This window comes from Caldisalinibacter kiritimatiensis (genome assembly GCF_000387765.1).
GTDB lineage: Bacteria > Bacillota > Clostridia > Tissierellales > Caldisalinibacteraceae > Caldisalinibacter > Caldisalinibacter kiritimatiensis.
Window position 1 is genome coordinate 1 of record NZ_ARZA01000017.1, and the last position, 15987, is coordinate 15987.

Annotated in this window: 15 protein-coding genes; 11 read left to right on the plus strand and 4 right to left on the minus strand. The window is 30.3% G+C overall.

From position 1 onward, the window contains the following. Positions 1–89 precede the first annotated feature (89 nt). From L21TH_RS00545 to L21TH_RS00555, 3 genes are all read left to right on the plus strand, one after another. Positions 90–1307, plus strand: coding sequence for a DUF819 family protein (locus tag L21TH_RS00545; protein ID WP_006306004.1), 1218 nt, complete (start codon positions 90–92; stop codon positions 1305–1307). Between the two features lie 75 nt (positions 1308–1382). Then, positions 1383–2354, plus strand: a complete 972-nt coding sequence (locus tag L21TH_RS00550; RefSeq protein ID WP_006306005.1) for a dipeptidase — start codon at positions 1383–1385, stop codon at positions 2352–2354. 134 nt (positions 2355–2488) lie between these two features. Continuing rightward, the gene (locus L21TH_RS00555; RefSeq protein ID WP_006306006.1) at positions 2489–3244 is read left to right on the plus strand and encodes a sulfite exporter TauE/SafE family protein; all 756 of its coding nucleotides are present in this window, start codon (positions 2489–2491) and stop codon (positions 3242–3244) included. A gap of 35 nt (positions 3245–3279) precedes the next feature. Here L21TH_RS00555 and L21TH_RS00560 read toward each other — a convergent pair whose 3' ends face one another. Next, a complete protein-coding gene (locus L21TH_RS00560; RefSeq protein ID WP_006306007.1) occupies positions 3280–4044 on the minus strand; it encodes a protein-glutamine gamma-glutamyltransferase in 765 nt (254 codons plus the stop codon). Then, a complete protein-coding gene (locus tag L21TH_RS00565) occupies positions 4041–5036 on the minus strand; it encodes a hypothetical protein (RefSeq protein ID WP_052002623.1) in 996 nt (331 codons plus the stop codon). Before L21TH_RS00565 ends, L21TH_RS00560 begins: the two co-directional genes overlap by 4 nt. 263 nt (positions 5037–5299) lie before the next feature. On the opposite strand from L21TH_RS00565, the gene L21TH_RS00570 reads away from it, so the two are divergent. From L21TH_RS00570 to L21TH_RS00600, 7 genes are all read left to right on the plus strand, one after another. Then, positions 5300–5743, plus strand: coding sequence for a cell wall hydrolase (locus tag L21TH_RS00570; protein WP_006306009.1), 444 nt, complete (start codon positions 5300–5302; stop codon positions 5741–5743). A gap of 24 nt (positions 5744–5767) precedes the next feature. After that, complete coding sequence (locus L21TH_RS13635) at positions 5768–6229, plus strand: hypothetical protein (protein ID WP_006306010.1); 462 nt, start codon at positions 5768–5770, stop codon at positions 6227–6229. Positions 6230–6714: 485 nt separating this feature from the next. Beyond that, positions 6715–7785 carry a pyridoxal-phosphate-dependent aminotransferase family protein gene (locus L21TH_RS00580; RefSeq protein ID WP_006306012.1) on the plus strand — a complete coding sequence of 357 codons (1071 nt, stop codon included), beginning with the start codon at positions 6715–6717 and terminating at the stop codon, positions 7783–7785. 12 nt (positions 7786–7797) lie between these two features. Next, positions 7798–8709 (plus strand): D-2-hydroxyacid dehydrogenase, encoded by a 912-nt coding sequence (locus L21TH_RS00585; RefSeq protein WP_006306013.1) that lies wholly within the window; start codon positions 7798–7800, stop codon positions 8707–8709. 51 nt (positions 8710–8760) lie between these two features. Next, positions 8761–10011 (plus strand): DUF1015 domain-containing protein, encoded by a 1251-nt coding sequence (locus tag L21TH_RS00590; RefSeq protein ID WP_006306014.1) that lies wholly within the window; start codon positions 8761–8763, stop codon positions 10009–10011. 263 nt (positions 10012–10274) lie between these two features. Then, entirely contained in the window at positions 10275–12086 is a 1812-nt protein-coding gene (gene pepF / locus L21TH_RS00595; protein WP_006306015.1) for an oligoendopeptidase F, read from the plus strand. Positions 12087–12261: 175 nt separating this feature from the next. Beyond that, positions 12262–13506, plus strand: a complete 1245-nt coding sequence (locus tag L21TH_RS00600) for an O-antigen ligase family protein (RefSeq protein ID WP_006306016.1) — start codon at positions 12262–12264, stop codon at positions 13504–13506. A 3-nt stretch (positions 13507–13509) separates the two neighbouring features. Here the strand turns inward: L21TH_RS00600 and L21TH_RS00605 are convergent, their stop codons facing one another. After that, complete coding sequence (locus L21TH_RS00605; RefSeq protein WP_006306017.1) at positions 13510–14328, minus strand: NAD(+)/NADH kinase; 819 nt, start codon at positions 14326–14328, stop codon at positions 13510–13512. Between the two features lie 149 nt (positions 14329–14477). Here L21TH_RS00605 and L21TH_RS00610 point away from each other — a divergent pair, with 149 nt between their 5' ends. After that, a complete protein-coding gene (locus tag L21TH_RS00610) occupies positions 14478–15380 on the plus strand; it encodes an RluA family pseudouridine synthase (protein ID WP_006306018.1) in 903 nt (300 codons plus the stop codon). Positions 15381–15672: 292 nt separating this feature from the next. On the opposite strand, the gene L21TH_RS14145 is transcribed toward L21TH_RS00610, so the two are convergent. Next, a complete protein-coding gene (locus L21TH_RS14145) occupies positions 15673–15822 on the minus strand; it encodes a hypothetical protein (RefSeq protein WP_006306024.1) in 150 nt (49 codons plus the stop codon). Positions 15823–15987: the final 165 nt, after the last annotated feature.

The following is a 15987-nucleotide window of genomic DNA, read 5'->3' on the forward strand; positions in this document are numbered from 1 at the left end:
TCCATTTAAATAAATAAAATGCAGTATTTATGCGAGTTGTAGAGTTCTGCAACGAGCTACTACAAAAAAATTAAAGGGGGAGTTCTTTTATGAACAACACATTAATTAGCCCAGATAATACGTGGATATTGTGGGCTATATTAACAGGATGGGCAGCTATTAGTATATGGCTTGAACAGAAGTACAAATGGGCTTCAAAGGTTACAGGGGCAATAATAGCATTAATAGGAGCTATGGTTTTAGCTAATCTTAATGTAATACCAACTAGTGCTCCAGCTTATGACCAAGTATGGACTTATGTTGTACCACTAGCTATACCTTTGTTATTATTTAAAGCTGATGTAAGAAAAATCTGGAAAGAAAGTGGTCGCGTTTTAATTATCTTTTTAATTAGTGCTATAGGAACTATGATAGGTTCTTTTGTTGGTTTTATATTACTAAAAAATGCAGTTCCTGACTTATATAGAGTAGGAGCAATGATGACTGGTTCCTATATTGGCGGGGGAGTTAACTTTGTGGCTATGGCACAGTCATTTGAAGCACCAGGGGAATTAGTTTCAGCAGCTGTTGTATCTGACAACTTACTAATGGCTTTATACTTCTTTGTTCTTATAGCTATACCGTCAATGGCATTTTTTAGAAAAGCCTATAAACATCCCCATGTAGATGAAGTGGAGAAACATGGAATAAACGAAAAGGGGAAAACGTTAGCTGCTTCTTATTGGGGAAGAAAGGAAATATCTTTAAAGGATATTGCCTTTGCAGCTGGTTCAGCTTTTGCAATAGTTGCTGTATCTGGAGAAATTGCTAAATTCTTTGGTGCAGTTATACCAACAACCAATAAATTGTCTGAATTTTTCAACATCCTATTAGGTAATAAGTACTTGATTATGACAACACTTACAATGTTATTAGCTACGTTTATACCACAGTTCTTTGGCAATATAAGAGGGGCACAAGAAATTGGAACATTTTTAATATATATATTCTTTGTAGTAATAGGGGTACCAGCTTCTATCCCACTAATTATTCAAAAATCACCTTTATTACTAGTATTCTGTGCTATAATGGTATTTTTTAACATGGTTGTAACACTAGGATTTGGTAAGTTATTTAAATTTGATCTTGAAGAGATTTTATTAGCTTCAAATGCCAATATAGGAGGGCCTACAACCGCAGCTGCTATGGCAATAGCTAAAGGATGGACTAAGCTAATAATTCCTATACTATTAGTTGGAACATTAGGATATGTAATAGGAAATTATTTTGGAATATTTATGGGAACATTGTTCCAAGGAATGATGTAATCTGAGTTAAACTATTGATAAAAGAGGGGAAGATAATATTCACTTCCCTTCTTAATATCTTAAGGGGGAATTAATGTGATTTTTGACGCTCATGCTGATATTTGGACAGATGTAACTAATAAAAGACAAAAGGGGTTTGTTGATATTATAAAGAATCATCATTTAGACAGGTTTAATAAAGGGGATATAGGTGGAGGTATTTTTGTAATATGGATAGATCCACCTTATGATAAAGACCCATTTAATAGAACTTTAGAGATGTTAAAAGAAAGCTCAGTAGAAATTCTAGAAAATAAAGATATAATAAAGATAATAAGAGAAAAGAGTGATATAGAAAAAGCAATATCAGAAGAAAAACTTGCCATTATAATAGGTTTAGAAGGATTAAGTGCAATTGGTAAGGATGTAAATTTACTTTATCCATTATATATGTATGGCGTGCGGCATGCTTCTTTGACCTGGAATGAAGAAAATGAGTTAGCTACTGGAGTAAAAGGCTCATCAGATAGAGGGTTAACCAAGTATGGTAAAGAAGCAGTTAAAAAAATGGAGAAGTTAGGTATGATAGTAGACGTATCCCATTTAAATGAAAGAAGTTTTTGGGATTTGTATGATGTAGCGACTAAGCCCTTTATAGCTTCACATTCTAATTGCAAAGCTTTATGTGATGTGCCAAGAAATCTAACAAATGAGCAGCTTAAAGCTATAGCAGAAAGTGGAGGGGTTGTTGGAGTAAATGCTTTTAAAGATTTTGTACATAAAGAAGATGATAAAAAGGATATTGAGTACTTAGCTAATCATATAGATTATATGGTTGATATAATTGGAATAAATCATGTAGGTTTTGGATTTGATTTCTTTGAATATTTAGAAGAGGAGTCAGTTAGTACTTTTGCAAGTGGTGGAGGATTTGGACCTAAAGGTTTTGAGGATGCTTCAAAAGCACAAAACATAATAGAAATTTTGAAATCAAGGGGCTATAAAGAGGAAGATATTGAAAAGATCAAATATAAAAACTTCTTTAGAATAATTAGGGATATTCTCTAGTTATATGTTGAGAGAGCCTGAACAATAAAGAATCAGTTCAGGCTTTAAATTTTATATTTTTAAATGAATGTTAAAGGGTATATAAAAAATATATTAATAATACTACAAAAAACTTAAAGTAAAGGAGATGTACTATGGAATTTCTTAACTTTTTTTATGTATTATTAGCAGGGATAGTTTCTGGTTTTTTAAATGTAAATGCTGGTGGAGGATCCCTCATTTCTATGCCATTACTAATCTTTTTAGGTTTGCCTTCGGCTGTTGCAAATGGAACTAACAGAGTTGCTTTGATGGTACAGAATATTATAGCTATAACTAATTTTAGAGAAAAGGGCTATTTTGACTGGAAAATTGGTGTTATGTTAGCAGCTCCAGCTATTGTAGGGTCAATAGTGGGTTCAAGTATTGCTGTATCATTATCTGATGAAATATTCAATAAAATATTAGGAGTAATGATGCTTGTTATTTTAGTACTAATTATTTGGCAACCTCAGAAAAAACTTAAAATTGACCCAGAGCAAGAATTAAGTACTAAAAGAAAGATTATTGGAATCATAATATTTTTCTTTGTTGGAATATATGGTGGGATGATACAAGGTGGAGTTGGATTTATTATAATTACATCATTAATGTTATTAACAGGCTATTCATTAGTTAGAATTAATAGTTTAAAGGTGTTTATTGTTGCTATATATATGCTTGTATCATTGATTATCTTTATAGTAAATGGTAAAGTAAACTGGATGTATGGGTTTATTTTAGCTATTGGTAATGGATTAGGAGCATATTTAGGTAGTAACTTTGCTGTGAAGAAAGGTGACAAATGGATAAAGGTTGTATTAGTAGTTGCTATTGTTGTTATGGCTATTAAGTTATTTTTAGGTCTATAAACAAATTACCCACGATTTTAATCGTGGGTAATTTATTATGATGGTCTATAGTTATAATATATTTTCGCTAGATGCTTAAAATCTACTCTTGTTGCAGAGTTCATTAGATAGGCAGATTCAGTAGCTCCTTGGCGTCTGAAATTGTTTAGTATTCTTATCATTTGTTTAATAGTTCTGATTCCTATACCATGTCCATAGAAGTATCCATTACCAAGGTCTATGACATTTTCCCCTTGCCACTCTGGAGTTTCAGGGTCTACATCAGGGTTTTTAATATATCTACAGTCACCAGGAAGATAATCATTAATGTCTCTATATGTTCTTACACCTAGGTCTTTATCAATATGATGCCAGTTCATTATGTATACAGTTGGAAAAATACGGTCAAATAATTTTTTTGGATATATATCTGTAACTGCTTTATAAAAGACAATAACAATCGCAGATGCACATTCGGTACCATACATAGAGCTATTTATATAAATATCATTTATTGCATCCCAAGAACTTATACCTTCTTTTGATAAAAAACCACCATTGTTGGTACGCTCCCAAAATTCAGGATTACAAATTGACTTCCTAAAAGTTCTAAAAGAGAACCTACTTCTATTGAGGTCTGTTGATGCTTTAATTATATTTATCCTTAACTGTATTTCAAATTTTAGCTGGTCTATAGAATCATAATTATATGTGACATTACTTGTAGATAATATTCTGATTATCTCTATTGCATCACTTCTAGGAGGATATTGCCTGATTAAATCAGTAGGATATAACTCACTACCTGATATTTTTATCATTGTATTCCTCCTTTTCTAATACGTGCTATTCTTAGTTGCTCATCTATTGGTTTATTAATCCAATCTTTCCACCAGTGTATATTTTTCTTTCGCATTCTATGTGAAAATTTAGCTAATAAAACTTTACTGTTAGTATCTAAATTGTTGAACGCTTTAGTTTTGGTAGATATATTAGAGTTAAGAGTACTATGTATCTTTTTAGAATTAGGAGAGATAAATTCACAAAGGTATTTAGATTCTAGTGAGATTTTGTATGGAATTGGATTAGATGTTTGATGTAAACTTTCACCAGTAAAACATAAGTATAATTTGTTTTCTTCAAACCAATTGATAAAGTTATAGTATAAATAATCTTTATCGTTTTTGTACTTAAAATCTATACCGGGTATAAACCAAAGAATGTCACAAGCAAGTTCGATTTCTTTCATATCATCTGAACGAAGTCTTTTTCCTATTAAAAGTAAACAGTCGGGGTCTTTAGATTCATAAAATGCCCAAAGCAAATCATGGATTAATCGTCCTGTTTTATATCTTTCAAAAATCATATTTGATATAAGAGGTAGCAAATCTAATTCATTAAAAACTTTTATTAGAAATATAGCTACAATATCTAAAAGCTTGTCAAAATCGTCGTTTAATCCATCATCATTAGCCCCTGTTTCTAATATCCATGTTAATGTAGATTTTAATAAGTGTATAAGCTTGGGAATTGAATGCTGTAAATTAGTAATTTTCCCCTCATTATCTAATATTTCTTCTGTTATTTCTAAAGCTATTTGATTTCTATGGGATAGTTTTTGAAGTATATCTGTACTCTTTAGTTTTTTTCTTAATATGAAAAGAGTAGTAAAGGTTAGCTTTTCTGCATTAATATAACTTATTGCTTTATCTGGATTTGAATTGATTAATTGAGTAAAGTGATTAAGTAACTTTTTTTCTCCGCTTTGTATCCTTACTGAATCTAAATGGGTGTTAGAAGTTGAATTGCTCAAAGGCATAACTCTCCTTTCTATATAATTTTATTAACTTAGAATAAAATTATAAGATATAGTGAAATCCTACTTTACTATTTACATTCTAAATTCAACTAAATAAAAGCTGTTATTATATCATATTAGTTTATAGTTTATTTAGTCGAAGAAATCTAAAAAACTTAATTTTATACTAATATAACTAAAACTTTCTTGATTTTAGTAGCAGATTTTAAAAGAGATTAATATATTAATAGTAGTTATATGTAAGAGGAGGTGCTGGTATGTCTTATTCGACTAGAGAGCTGTTTGCAAGAATAATTAAATGTGAAGCAGGCGGTGAAGGAGATATAGGAATGAAGGCTGTTGCTACAGTCGTAATGAATAGAGTCCATGTTCCTTATGGAGAGTATCAAAGAGTAGGTCAAGGAGACCTCCGTAAAGTAATATATCAACAAGGACAATTTGATTGTGTTAGAGGAGTTATAGGTGGTAGACGTAATCCTCAAACAATATGGGCCAACCCACCTGACCAAATACACTATGATATAGCCGATTGGGCTTTAGCAGGTAATAAGGTTTATAATTTAGGACAATGCTTATGGTATTTTAATCCCTTCCAACCAACATGTCCTACTTATTTCCCAAGAAATAGAACTGGGATTATACAGACTAGAATACGTAAGCATTGTTTCTATAATCCAACTGCATTATATGCAGAGACTTAATTATAAAATTAAAGGAGTGATATTGTGAATAAAAGAGATGACAACATTGAAGGACAACAAAGAGATGACAGAATGGCACCTGATATGCCACAGCAACCCATAATGCCAACCCCTTACTACATGTATCCACCAGGAACACCATTTAATCCTGTTGGAACACCACCGTATGCTGATGTACCTACTGCACCTTATCATGGAGGAGATACACCAGTTGACCAGCCAAGAGTAGACCAGCCACCAGTAGATTTTGCACCTGAAACAGGAGCACCAGTAACAATGGATACTAATTTTATACAAGGATATTTAAGAACTGTTATAGGAAGATATGTTAAGGTTAACTTTATACTAGGTACAAATATGTTTATAGACAGAGAAGGTACATTAGTTGATGTAGGCATAGACCATATAGTATTAAGAGAGCCTCAAACAGACGATTTAGTACTATGTGATTTATATTCAATTAAATTTGTTAAAATATTCTATTAACAAAAAATGTAAGCATGGATTAAGAGATTGCTATTTAGCAGTCTCTTATTTATTGTATAAGAAAGCATATCAACTATATATGCTATAATCAAGCAATATACGGAGATTGGAGTATGGAGTAAATAATGGTAGAGACCTAAGAGTATTTGACCAAAACCTAAGAACTAAGAGCTAAGAACTGACTAAAATGCTACTAACTACTAACAATGAACTACTAGCTAACAAATAGACTTTAATCGACTTTATTCTGTTCTAATGGAAAAGTATATTTGAATATCGAACGTTCTCTAAATGTGTCATACTAAATGATTGAATTATTAAATTTTATTTAATTTTTAAAACACATTATATCTTGTGGTTGTATAGGCAATATGATATTCTATTAACAGGGAAAACCTTTACACTGGTAATAAATAATTTGTATATAAGGTAAACTATACTTAGTTTATCTAATTAGCTTATAATAAATATAAGGAGGTTTTTACATGCATAAAAAATTATTTATCCCTGGTCCTGTGGAAGTAAAGGATGATGTTTTACAAAAGATGGCTACTCCAATGATAGGACATAGAACAAAGGAAGCTTCAAAGCTACAAAGAGATATTAGTGAAAAATTAATGAAATTATTCTACACAAAAAATCAAGTTATGTTGTCAACAACATCAGGTACTGGATTAATGGAAGCCGCTATTCGCTCTTGTACTAGAAAAAGAGCAGCAGTATTCGTAGTTGGGGCCTTTGGCAAGAGATGGTATGATATGGCTGTTGCTAATAATGTACCAGTAGATAAGTTTGAAGTAGAGTGGGGAAGTGCAACAACTCCAGAAATGGTTGATGAAGTATTATCAACAGGAAAATATGACCTTATTACTGTAACACATAATGAAACTTCAACAGGTATAATGAACCCAGTTGGAGAGATAGGTGAAGTAGTAAAGAAATATCCAGATGTAGTGTTCTGTGTAGATACAGTAAGTTCAGCTGGTGGAGCTAAAATAGAGGTAGATAAATGGGGAATAGATGTATGTATAACTTCTACACAAAAGGCATTAGGATTACCTCCTGGATTAGCAATTTGTACAGTATCAGAAAAGGCATTAGAAGCAGCTAAACAAGTAGAGCATAGAGGATTTTACCTAGATTTATTAAGATTATATCAGTACATACAAAAGAAAGACCATCAATATCCTTCAACACCTTCAATCCCACATATGTATGCACTTGATTATCAATTAGATAAGATATTAGAGGAAGGATTAGAAAATAGATTTGCTAGACATAAGGAAATGGCAGACTATGTAAGAGCTTGGGCTAAGAAGTATTTTGACTTATTTGCAGATGAAAGATACGCATCAAACACTTTAACTACAATTAAGAATACAAGAGGTATTAATGTAGCTGAGTTAAATAAGAGGCTTGGTATGAGAGGCTATATGATTTCAAACGGATACGGAAATTTAAAAGAAAAAACATTCAGAATAGCTCATATGGCGGATACTACTCTACCAGAAGTAAAAGAGCTTCTTGAAAATATAGAAGATATTTTAGAATTATAGTGGGGTGAAAATATGGCTAGAATATTAGTTACCGATGGTATGGACCAAAATGCTGTTAAGGAACTTAAAAATATGGGACATGAAGTAGTAGAACAGCATTATGAACCAGAGGAGTTGAAGGAGCAGTTAAAAAATTTTGATGCTGCAGTAGTGCGTTCTGCTACTAAAGTACGTGAGCCAATAATAGATGCGGCATTAGAAACTAAGAAACTAAAATTAATAATAAGAGCTGGAGTTGGTTTAGATAATATAGATGTTTCTTATGCTATGGAGCGTGGAATAGAAGTAAGAAACACTCCAAAGGCTAGTAGCGCTTCTGTTGCTGAATTAGCTATTGGACACATGTTTGCTTTAGCTAGATACATATATATATCTAATGTTACAATGAGAAAAGGGGAATGGAATAAAAAAGCGTATAAAGGTATAGAGCTTGCTGGAAAAACTTTAGGGTTAATAGGATTTGGAAGAATTGCTAAAGAAACAGCAAAAAGAGCTCATGCATTAGGAATGAAAGTTATATACACAAATAGGTCAGGTCCTAAAGAAGGATATGATGATTATACTTACAAGCCTTTAGAAGAATTATTAAAGGAATCAGATTTCATATCTTTACACGTGCCGTTTAATAAAGAAGTAGGACCTATAATAAGTACAAAAGAGTTTGAAATAATGAAGGATGGAGTATACTTAGTAAATTGTGCTAGAGGTGGAGTTGTGGACGAAGAAGCTCTATTAGAAGCTTTAGATTCTGGAAAAGTTGCAGCTTGTGCAATAGATGTATTTGAGGAAGAGCCTACCAAAAATGAAAAATTATATACTCATGAAAGAGTATCACTAACACCTCATATAGGAGCATCAACAAAGGAAGCTCAAGCAAGAATAGGAAAAGAAGTTGTAGAAATAATTGACGAGTTTTTTAGCTAATTGCCTATATTAGAAATCAATGATATTTTTAAGATAAAAGGAGGTTTACATATGGCAGTAGTTAGACCATTTAAAGCATTAAGACCTAAAGAAGATTTAGTAGACAAAGTAGCTAGTTTACCATATGATGTAATGAATAGAGAAGAAGCAAAAGAAATGGCTAAGGGAAATGATTATTCATTTTTACATGTAGTAAGGTCAGAAATTGATGTAGATGATTCCATAGATGAACATCATAAGGTAGTATACGAAAAAGCAAGAGAAAATCTAGATAAGATGGTTGAAGAAGGAATTTTAATACAAGACGAAACTCCAAGATATTATATATACAGACAGATTATGGACGGTAGAGTGCAAACTGGACTTGTGGCATGTACTTCGATTGATGATTATATGAACGATATAATCAAGAAGCATGAGTTTACAAGGCCAGCAAAAGAGCAAGATAGAATTAATAATTTCGACTATTGTGATGCAAATACAGCACCGATATTTTTAACTTATAGAGAAAATAGGGAAATAACTAAACTGACTAATGACTGGATTAAGTTCCATAAGCCTGTTTATAACTTTACAAGCGAAGATGGAATCACTCACATAGTATGGGTAATAGATAATGAAGAAGTAGTAGAAAGAATTGGTAAGTTATTTGAACAAGTTGACTATTTATATATAGCTGATGGACATCATAGAACAGCATCGGCAGCTAAAGTAGGTTTAAAACGAAGAGAAGAAAATCCAAATTATACAGGGGATGAAGAATTTAACTATTTTATGTCTGTAGTTTTTCCAGATGAAGATTTATTCATTATGGATTATAATCGAGTTGTTAAAGACTTGAATGGTCATACAGTAGAAGAATTCGTAGATAAGGTTAAAGGGAAATTTGAAGTAGACCTATATGAAGGTGAAGGTCAATTTAGACCAACTAAAAAACATGAATTTGGAATGTTCTTAGAAGGTAAATGGTATAAACTTACTGCTAAAGAGGGTACTTTTGATAAAGCTGACCCAGTTAATAGTTTAGATGCAGCGATACTTCAAAACAACCTTTTAAACCCGATATTAGGAATAGAAAATCCAAGAACTGATGAAAGAATAGATTTTATCGGAGGTATAAGAGGGTTAGCAGAGCTTGAAAGAAGAGTAAATAAGGATATGAAAATAGCTTTCTCAATGTATCCAACAACTATAGATGATTTACTTGCAGTAGCAGATGCAGGAAAAGTTATGCCGCCAAAGTCAACTTGGTTTGAACCTAAACTAAGAAGTGGATTATTCGTTCATAAGCTATCAGATTAGTTGATTAAAGAAGGGATTTAATGTCCCTTCTTTTTTATTAAGTTAAAGTTAATGTTTAACGTAAACTTTGAAATGGCTGAATCATCAGAAAAATAAGGGTTAAAGTAATACATTAATTCCTATCATATAAATAAAAATATGTGGTAAAATATACTAATAAGTTGTAAACTATATATATGGAAAATTTTCGGGGGTGGTTAAAAATTTTTTATTTAAACATGAATTAAGGAATAAGATAAGAATAAGAAAGGGGAGTTTTAGATATGGGAGAAAAAAATAAAAAGACTAAAGAAAGAAAAGATATTGACCCAAAATACAAATGGGATTTACAAGATATGTATGAAAATGAAGAATTATGGGAAGAGGATTTTGAAAAAGCTAAAGAATTATCTAAGAAAGTATTAGAGTATAAAGGTCGAGTAGGTGAGAGTAGTAAGACGTTACTTGAAGTTATTAAATTAAAGCTAGACATTTCTAGAGTAGTTGAAAATTTATATACATATGCAAAGATGAGACAAGACGAGGATACTAGAGAGGATACTTATCAAGCACTTACAGATAGAGCATCTAGTCTTATGGTAGAGATAGAAGGAATTTTATCTTTTATTACTCCAGAGATATTACAAATAAATGAAAACACTCTAAATGAATATATTGAAAAAGAAGAAGACCTTAAATTATATAAACATCATTTAGAACAAATAATTAGAAGAAAAGACCATATTCTTTCGAAAGAGGAAGAAGCTATAATAGCTCAAGTAGGAGACCTAGCTAATGGTCCTGAAAATGCATTTTCTATGTTGAATAACGCAGACCTTAAGTTTCCTAAAATTAAAGATGAAAATGGTGAAGAAGTAGAGATAACACATGGAAAGTTCATACCACTAATGGAAAGTAAGGATAGAAGAGTAAGGAGAGAAGCATTTAAAGGACTGTACGATACATATACAAAGTATAAAAATACATTTGCATCTATTTTAAGTACAAATATTAAAAAAGATGTTTTTTATGCAAAAGTTAGAAAATATAATTCTTCTTTAGAAGCAGCATTAGATGCAAATAAAATACCTACAGAAGTATATGACAATCTAATTAAAGCTGTACATGATAATTTAGATTCAATGTACAAATACATGAAAATTAGAAAAGAAGCTTTAGGTTTAGATAAGTTACATATGTATGACATATACACTCCAATAGTTAAGGATATAGAAATGAAAGTTCCTTTTGAAGAAGCAAAAGATATTATCATAGAAGGTCTTAAGCCATTAGGTAAGGACTACCTTGATGTACTTAAGGAAGGCTTTGAATCACGATGGATAGATGTATATGAAAATACAGGTAAAAGAAGTGGAGCTTATTCATGGGGTTCATATGATTCAAAGCCTTATGTACTATTAAATTATCAGGATAATCTTGATAGCGTGTTTACTACTGCCCATGAAATGGGACATTCACTGCATAGTTATTTTACCAGAAAAAATCAGCCATATGTTTATGGTAACTATAGTATTTTTGTTGCAGAGGTTGCATCAACTGCCAATGAAGCATTATTAATGGATTATATGTTGAATAACACAAATGATAAGCAAAAGAAACTTTATTTATTAAACTACTATCTAGAACAATTTAGAGGAACTGTATATAGACAAACTATGTTTGCAGAGTTTGAAAAAATAATTCATGAAAAAGTGGAAAATGGCGAGTCCTTGACAGCAGAAAAACTATGTAGTCTTTATAGAGAATTAAATGAAAAATACTATGGTCCACATGTTGTAATAGATGAACAAATAGCAATGGAATGGGCTAGAATTCCACATTTCTATTACAACTATTATGTATATCAGTATGCTACAGGTTTTTCAGCAGCTATTGCATTGTCGCAGAAAATACTTAAAGAGGGTAAAGAAGCAGTAGATAAATATATAGAATTTTTAAGTAGTGGAGAGTCAGATTATCCTATCAATGTATTAAAGAAGGCTGGTGTTGATATGACATCAAAAGAACCCGTTGATAATGCTCTTAAGTTATTTGGTAGTCTAGTAAATCAAATGGAGAGATTAATAAAAGAGTAAAGATAATCAAATTTTAGATATGTTTATAGGAACGCTTCGTTTCTTCTTTAAATATTAAGAGACGTTAGCGTTCCTTAGTAATTTAATTAACAAAAATTAACTTAAATATACTTGAATTTTAATACAAAAATATGTAAAAATGATATTTAGAAAAATAATATAAGGATGAAATTTTATGGATAAAGATAAAACTTTAAAGGCATTATGTTATTTAATATTAGTTATAGGAGCCTTTATACCAATAGCTTCATATGTTTTTATGGGAATTTTATTAGTTCTTATAATTATATTTGAAAGAGAACAACAGGTCTTAATGACTATAAAAGAAAATATACCACTTATGTTACTTTTAATGCTTGTTTTTGTTTCAAGTATATTTTCAGAATTATGGTATATAAGTACTTTTTATGCATTATTATTTTTTATAAAAGTTGTTTACTTTAGTGTTATATCTCAATATTTCTCTGAAAGTGATATAAGAAGAATAATAAATATTATTTTGGTTTTGGGAGTATTTGTATCTGTTATTGGGATATTTCAAGTTACTTGTAGTAAAAGTGTAATGCCAGAGTGGTGGATTGACAAAGATGTATTTAAAATAAATGTAAGAGCATATTCTACATTTTATAATCCTAACGTTTTAAGCGTATATCTTAATTTAGTGATAATTACTAGTGTTGTTGCACATCGAAGTTATACAGACAAAACTATATTACTATTAAGTAAAATTTCATTTGTAACATCTTTAGTATGTTTAATATTTACTTATTCTAGAGCTGGTTGGGTTTCATTGTGTGGAGCTTTTTTAATTCTTGGGCTACTCAAAAAAGAATATTTAAGGCATTTTATTATTGTAACATTTATTTTAGTTTTGGCTGATTATTTAATGGGAGTAGGTAGGTTGAATCCAATAAATATACAAAAAGATTCAAGTATATCATATAGAGTAGAAATTTGGTTAACTTCAATAAAAATAATAAAAGATAATATATTGTTTGGAATAGGACCAGGAACTTTATGGGATTATATACCTAGATATTCAGACAAAATAAAAGCTTATGTGGCACATTCCCACAGTTTATATCTTCAAATTTTATTAGACATTGGTATTATAGGATTGATGATATTTGGTTATTATATTCTAAATATTTGGAAGATATTAAAATCAGGTTTTAATGTTAGCGGAGATATTGGAATAACTAGTACAATATTATTAACATTTTTAATCGTATTACTAATACATGGTTTAGTAGATGCTGTACCTTTACATTTTCAAGTATCAATATTTATATGGTTTTTATTAGGAATATATAATAGTTATAAGTCGAAACTAGCTTTACAAAAGGGCAATAGTTTAAATATACTATTACCCTGTAGGAATAGGATAGAAAATAAAGAAGTAATTATGGATGAAATGTAAATTCTATAAGAATTTATCTTTAAGCTTAGTCCAAAAGTTATATTTACCTAATGTTAGTTTTTTTATAGTTATTTCTGAAATTTTAAAACTAATTTCTACTATATTATCATATTTATACTGTTTTCCATCATTGATTATTAGTATGGAATTTTCGTATCTATATTCTGGGTTTATTCTGATAGTCATATTTTCAGGTACTATTACACTTGAAGTTAATGACCTATATGCATTAGAGTTTAGCGGTGACAATGGTGTAATTTGCAATGCTTTTATAGAAGGATATATTATACTACCACCAGAGGAGTAGTTATAAGCAGTACTGCCCATTGGAGTAGATATAATTATTCCATCTCCACTGAATCTTTCTAGATAATTATTGTCAATAGATATATCAAGATGTACAGTACGGGATTTAGTGCCTTTAATCCCGATTTCATTAATTCCTAGTAAATTTATGCAGCTAGTTCTAGTGCAAACTAAGGCTTCTACAAGATATATATTTTCTATTCTATAATTTCCTTTTGTATAGTTATCTATTAGCATATGTAAACCATCAGGAGAAACTTCTTGAAAGAAACCAAGATGTCCAGTGTTTATACCTATAAAAGGAATATCGGGGAAATCATATTTATGTACGGCTCTTAAGAATGCTCCATCTCCACCTATACATATATTTAAGCTAGCATTAGTATCATATTCTTTAGGAACAATAAAACCTTTTTGCTTAAGCATTTCTTGTAAAAGTGCAGCAGTTTTTTTAGAATTTATATTGTTATTATGTATAATATTTATTATTTTGTTTTTAGGTTTTGGTTGACACAATATATTCACCCCCGTACAGATTACAATGTAATTATACTATAATATTTTTTATATATGTAAATAACTTTAAAAATTAGCTCTGTTTTTTATTTTTAGTTATATTTAATATTATATGCTAAATACATTTTAAATAAAATGGAGGAATTAATGTGGAGAATATACTGAAAGAAAGTGAAAGTGTAATAAGTTATAAAGTAGAAGAGACAGGTTTATCAGTTAAAGATATTTTAATCAATAAACTAGGGATATCAGGAAGATTAACTAGAAAACTTTTCAAAAGAGGTGCTATATTATTAAATAATAAAAGAGCAAAATCAGGTCAAATAACTGGTGAAGATGATGTATTAACCATATTAATGGATGATGAGTATGAAAGCAATGAACCACAGAATGTACCTATAGATATTATCTATGAAGACTATGATGTAATTATTATTAATAAACAGCCTAAAGTTGTAGTACATCCAACAAAAAGTCATAAAGACAATACAATTGCAAATGGTTTAGCAAATTATTTTAAGAAAAATAATATAAAAAAGAAAGTAAGATTTGTCAATAGATTAGATATGAATACATCAGGAGTTTTAGTGGTAGCTAAAAATCCTTTTGGACATCAGCAATTAGCTAAGCAATTTAAAGAAAATAAAGTAGAAAAGCGATATTTGGTAGTAGTAGAAGGAATTATAAAAAATAATGAAGGAATTATAAATAAACCAATAGGTAAAGATAGGGAAAATACTATTAGAAATAAAGTAAGTGAAAATGGAAAAAATGCTATAACTGAATATAAAGTAATAGAAAGATATAAAAATGCAACGTTAGTAGAAGTGAATATAAAGACAGGTAGAACTCATCAGATAAGAGTACATCTTGATCATATAGGACACCCAATTATTGGAGATACACTTTATAATCAATCTAGTAATATTATAGACAGACAAGCGTTACATTCCTATATTTTGAGGTTTAAACCCCCTAGAAAAGATAATATTATTGAAGTGAGAGCTGAACTACCTAATGACATAAAGAAGCTAATTAACTTTTTAAAATAGTAATATATTATCCAAAAACGATAACAAAAGGAGCCATTCAAAATGGCTCCTTTGTATTAGAGTTTAGGCTATTAGATGCTATAGATACTATTATTTACTAATAACAATAACAGAAAAGAACAACTAATAGTAAGAAGAAGAATAATAATTCACTACCTCCATATCCACATGTAGCATCTGCCATAAATTTCACCTCCTTACAAAAACCAGCTTTACTATCTGGGCTACTACATTATATGGTTTAAATGCAATATTGGTGAAAATAAAAAAGTAGACGGGGTTTAACCGTCTACTACTTTTCTTGGTCATCTGAAGTTAACCTATCTTTTAACCATATACCCATATCATCAATATTTGTACCGATTTTCACAGCACCTAATGGAGATTCTATAGAATGCAAAGAAGATTTATCCTTTGAGTTTTTTATTTTGGAGTCCCTCATTTGCAAAACCTCCTACATAGAATTAAAATTACAAAAAATAATCGAGAACATAACGGTCTACCTTACACCTATATGGATACCTTATTACCTAGCCATGATCTTCCAACCATGACCAAGCAGTTCACTACCCATACAGATGGTCCGTTCGACCCTGCATGATATCTT

Bases quoted from the DNA above. Each gene is read 5' to 3' on its own strand.
- L21TH_RS00570 (WP_006306009.1), top strand. From the start codon at position 5,300: ATGTCTTATTCGACTAGAGAGCTGTTTGCAAGAATAATTAAATGTGAA.
- L21TH_RS00590 (WP_006306014.1), top strand. From the start codon at position 8,761: ATGGCAGTAGTTAGACCATTTAAAGCATTAAGACCTAAAGAAGATTTA.
- L21TH_RS00585 (WP_006306013.1), top strand. From the start codon at position 7,798: ATGGCTAGAATATTAGTTACCGATGGTATGGACCAAAATGCTGTTAAG.
- L21TH_RS00545 (WP_006306004.1), top strand. From the start codon at position 90: ATGAACAACACATTAATTAGCCCAGATAATACGTGGATATTGTGGGCT.
- L21TH_RS00600 (WP_006306016.1), top strand. From the start codon at position 12,262: ATGGATAAAGATAAAACTTTAAAGGCATTATGTTATTTAATATTAGTT.
- L21TH_RS00560 (WP_006306007.1), bottom strand. From the start codon at position 4,044: ATGATAAAAATATCAGGTAGTGAGTTATATCCTACTGATTTAATCAGG.
- L21TH_RS14145 (WP_006306024.1), bottom strand. From the start codon at position 15,822: ATGAGGGACTCCAAAATAAAAAACTCAAAGGATAAATCTTCTTTGCAT.
- L21TH_RS00555 (WP_006306006.1), top strand. From the start codon at position 2,489: ATGGAATTTCTTAACTTTTTTTATGTATTATTAGCAGGGATAGTTTCT.
- pepF (WP_006306015.1), top strand. From the start codon at position 10,275: ATGGGAGAAAAAAATAAAAAGACTAAAGAAAGAAAAGATATTGACCCA.
- L21TH_RS00580 (WP_006306012.1), top strand. From the start codon at position 6,715: ATGCATAAAAAATTATTTATCCCTGGTCCTGTGGAAGTAAAGGATGAT.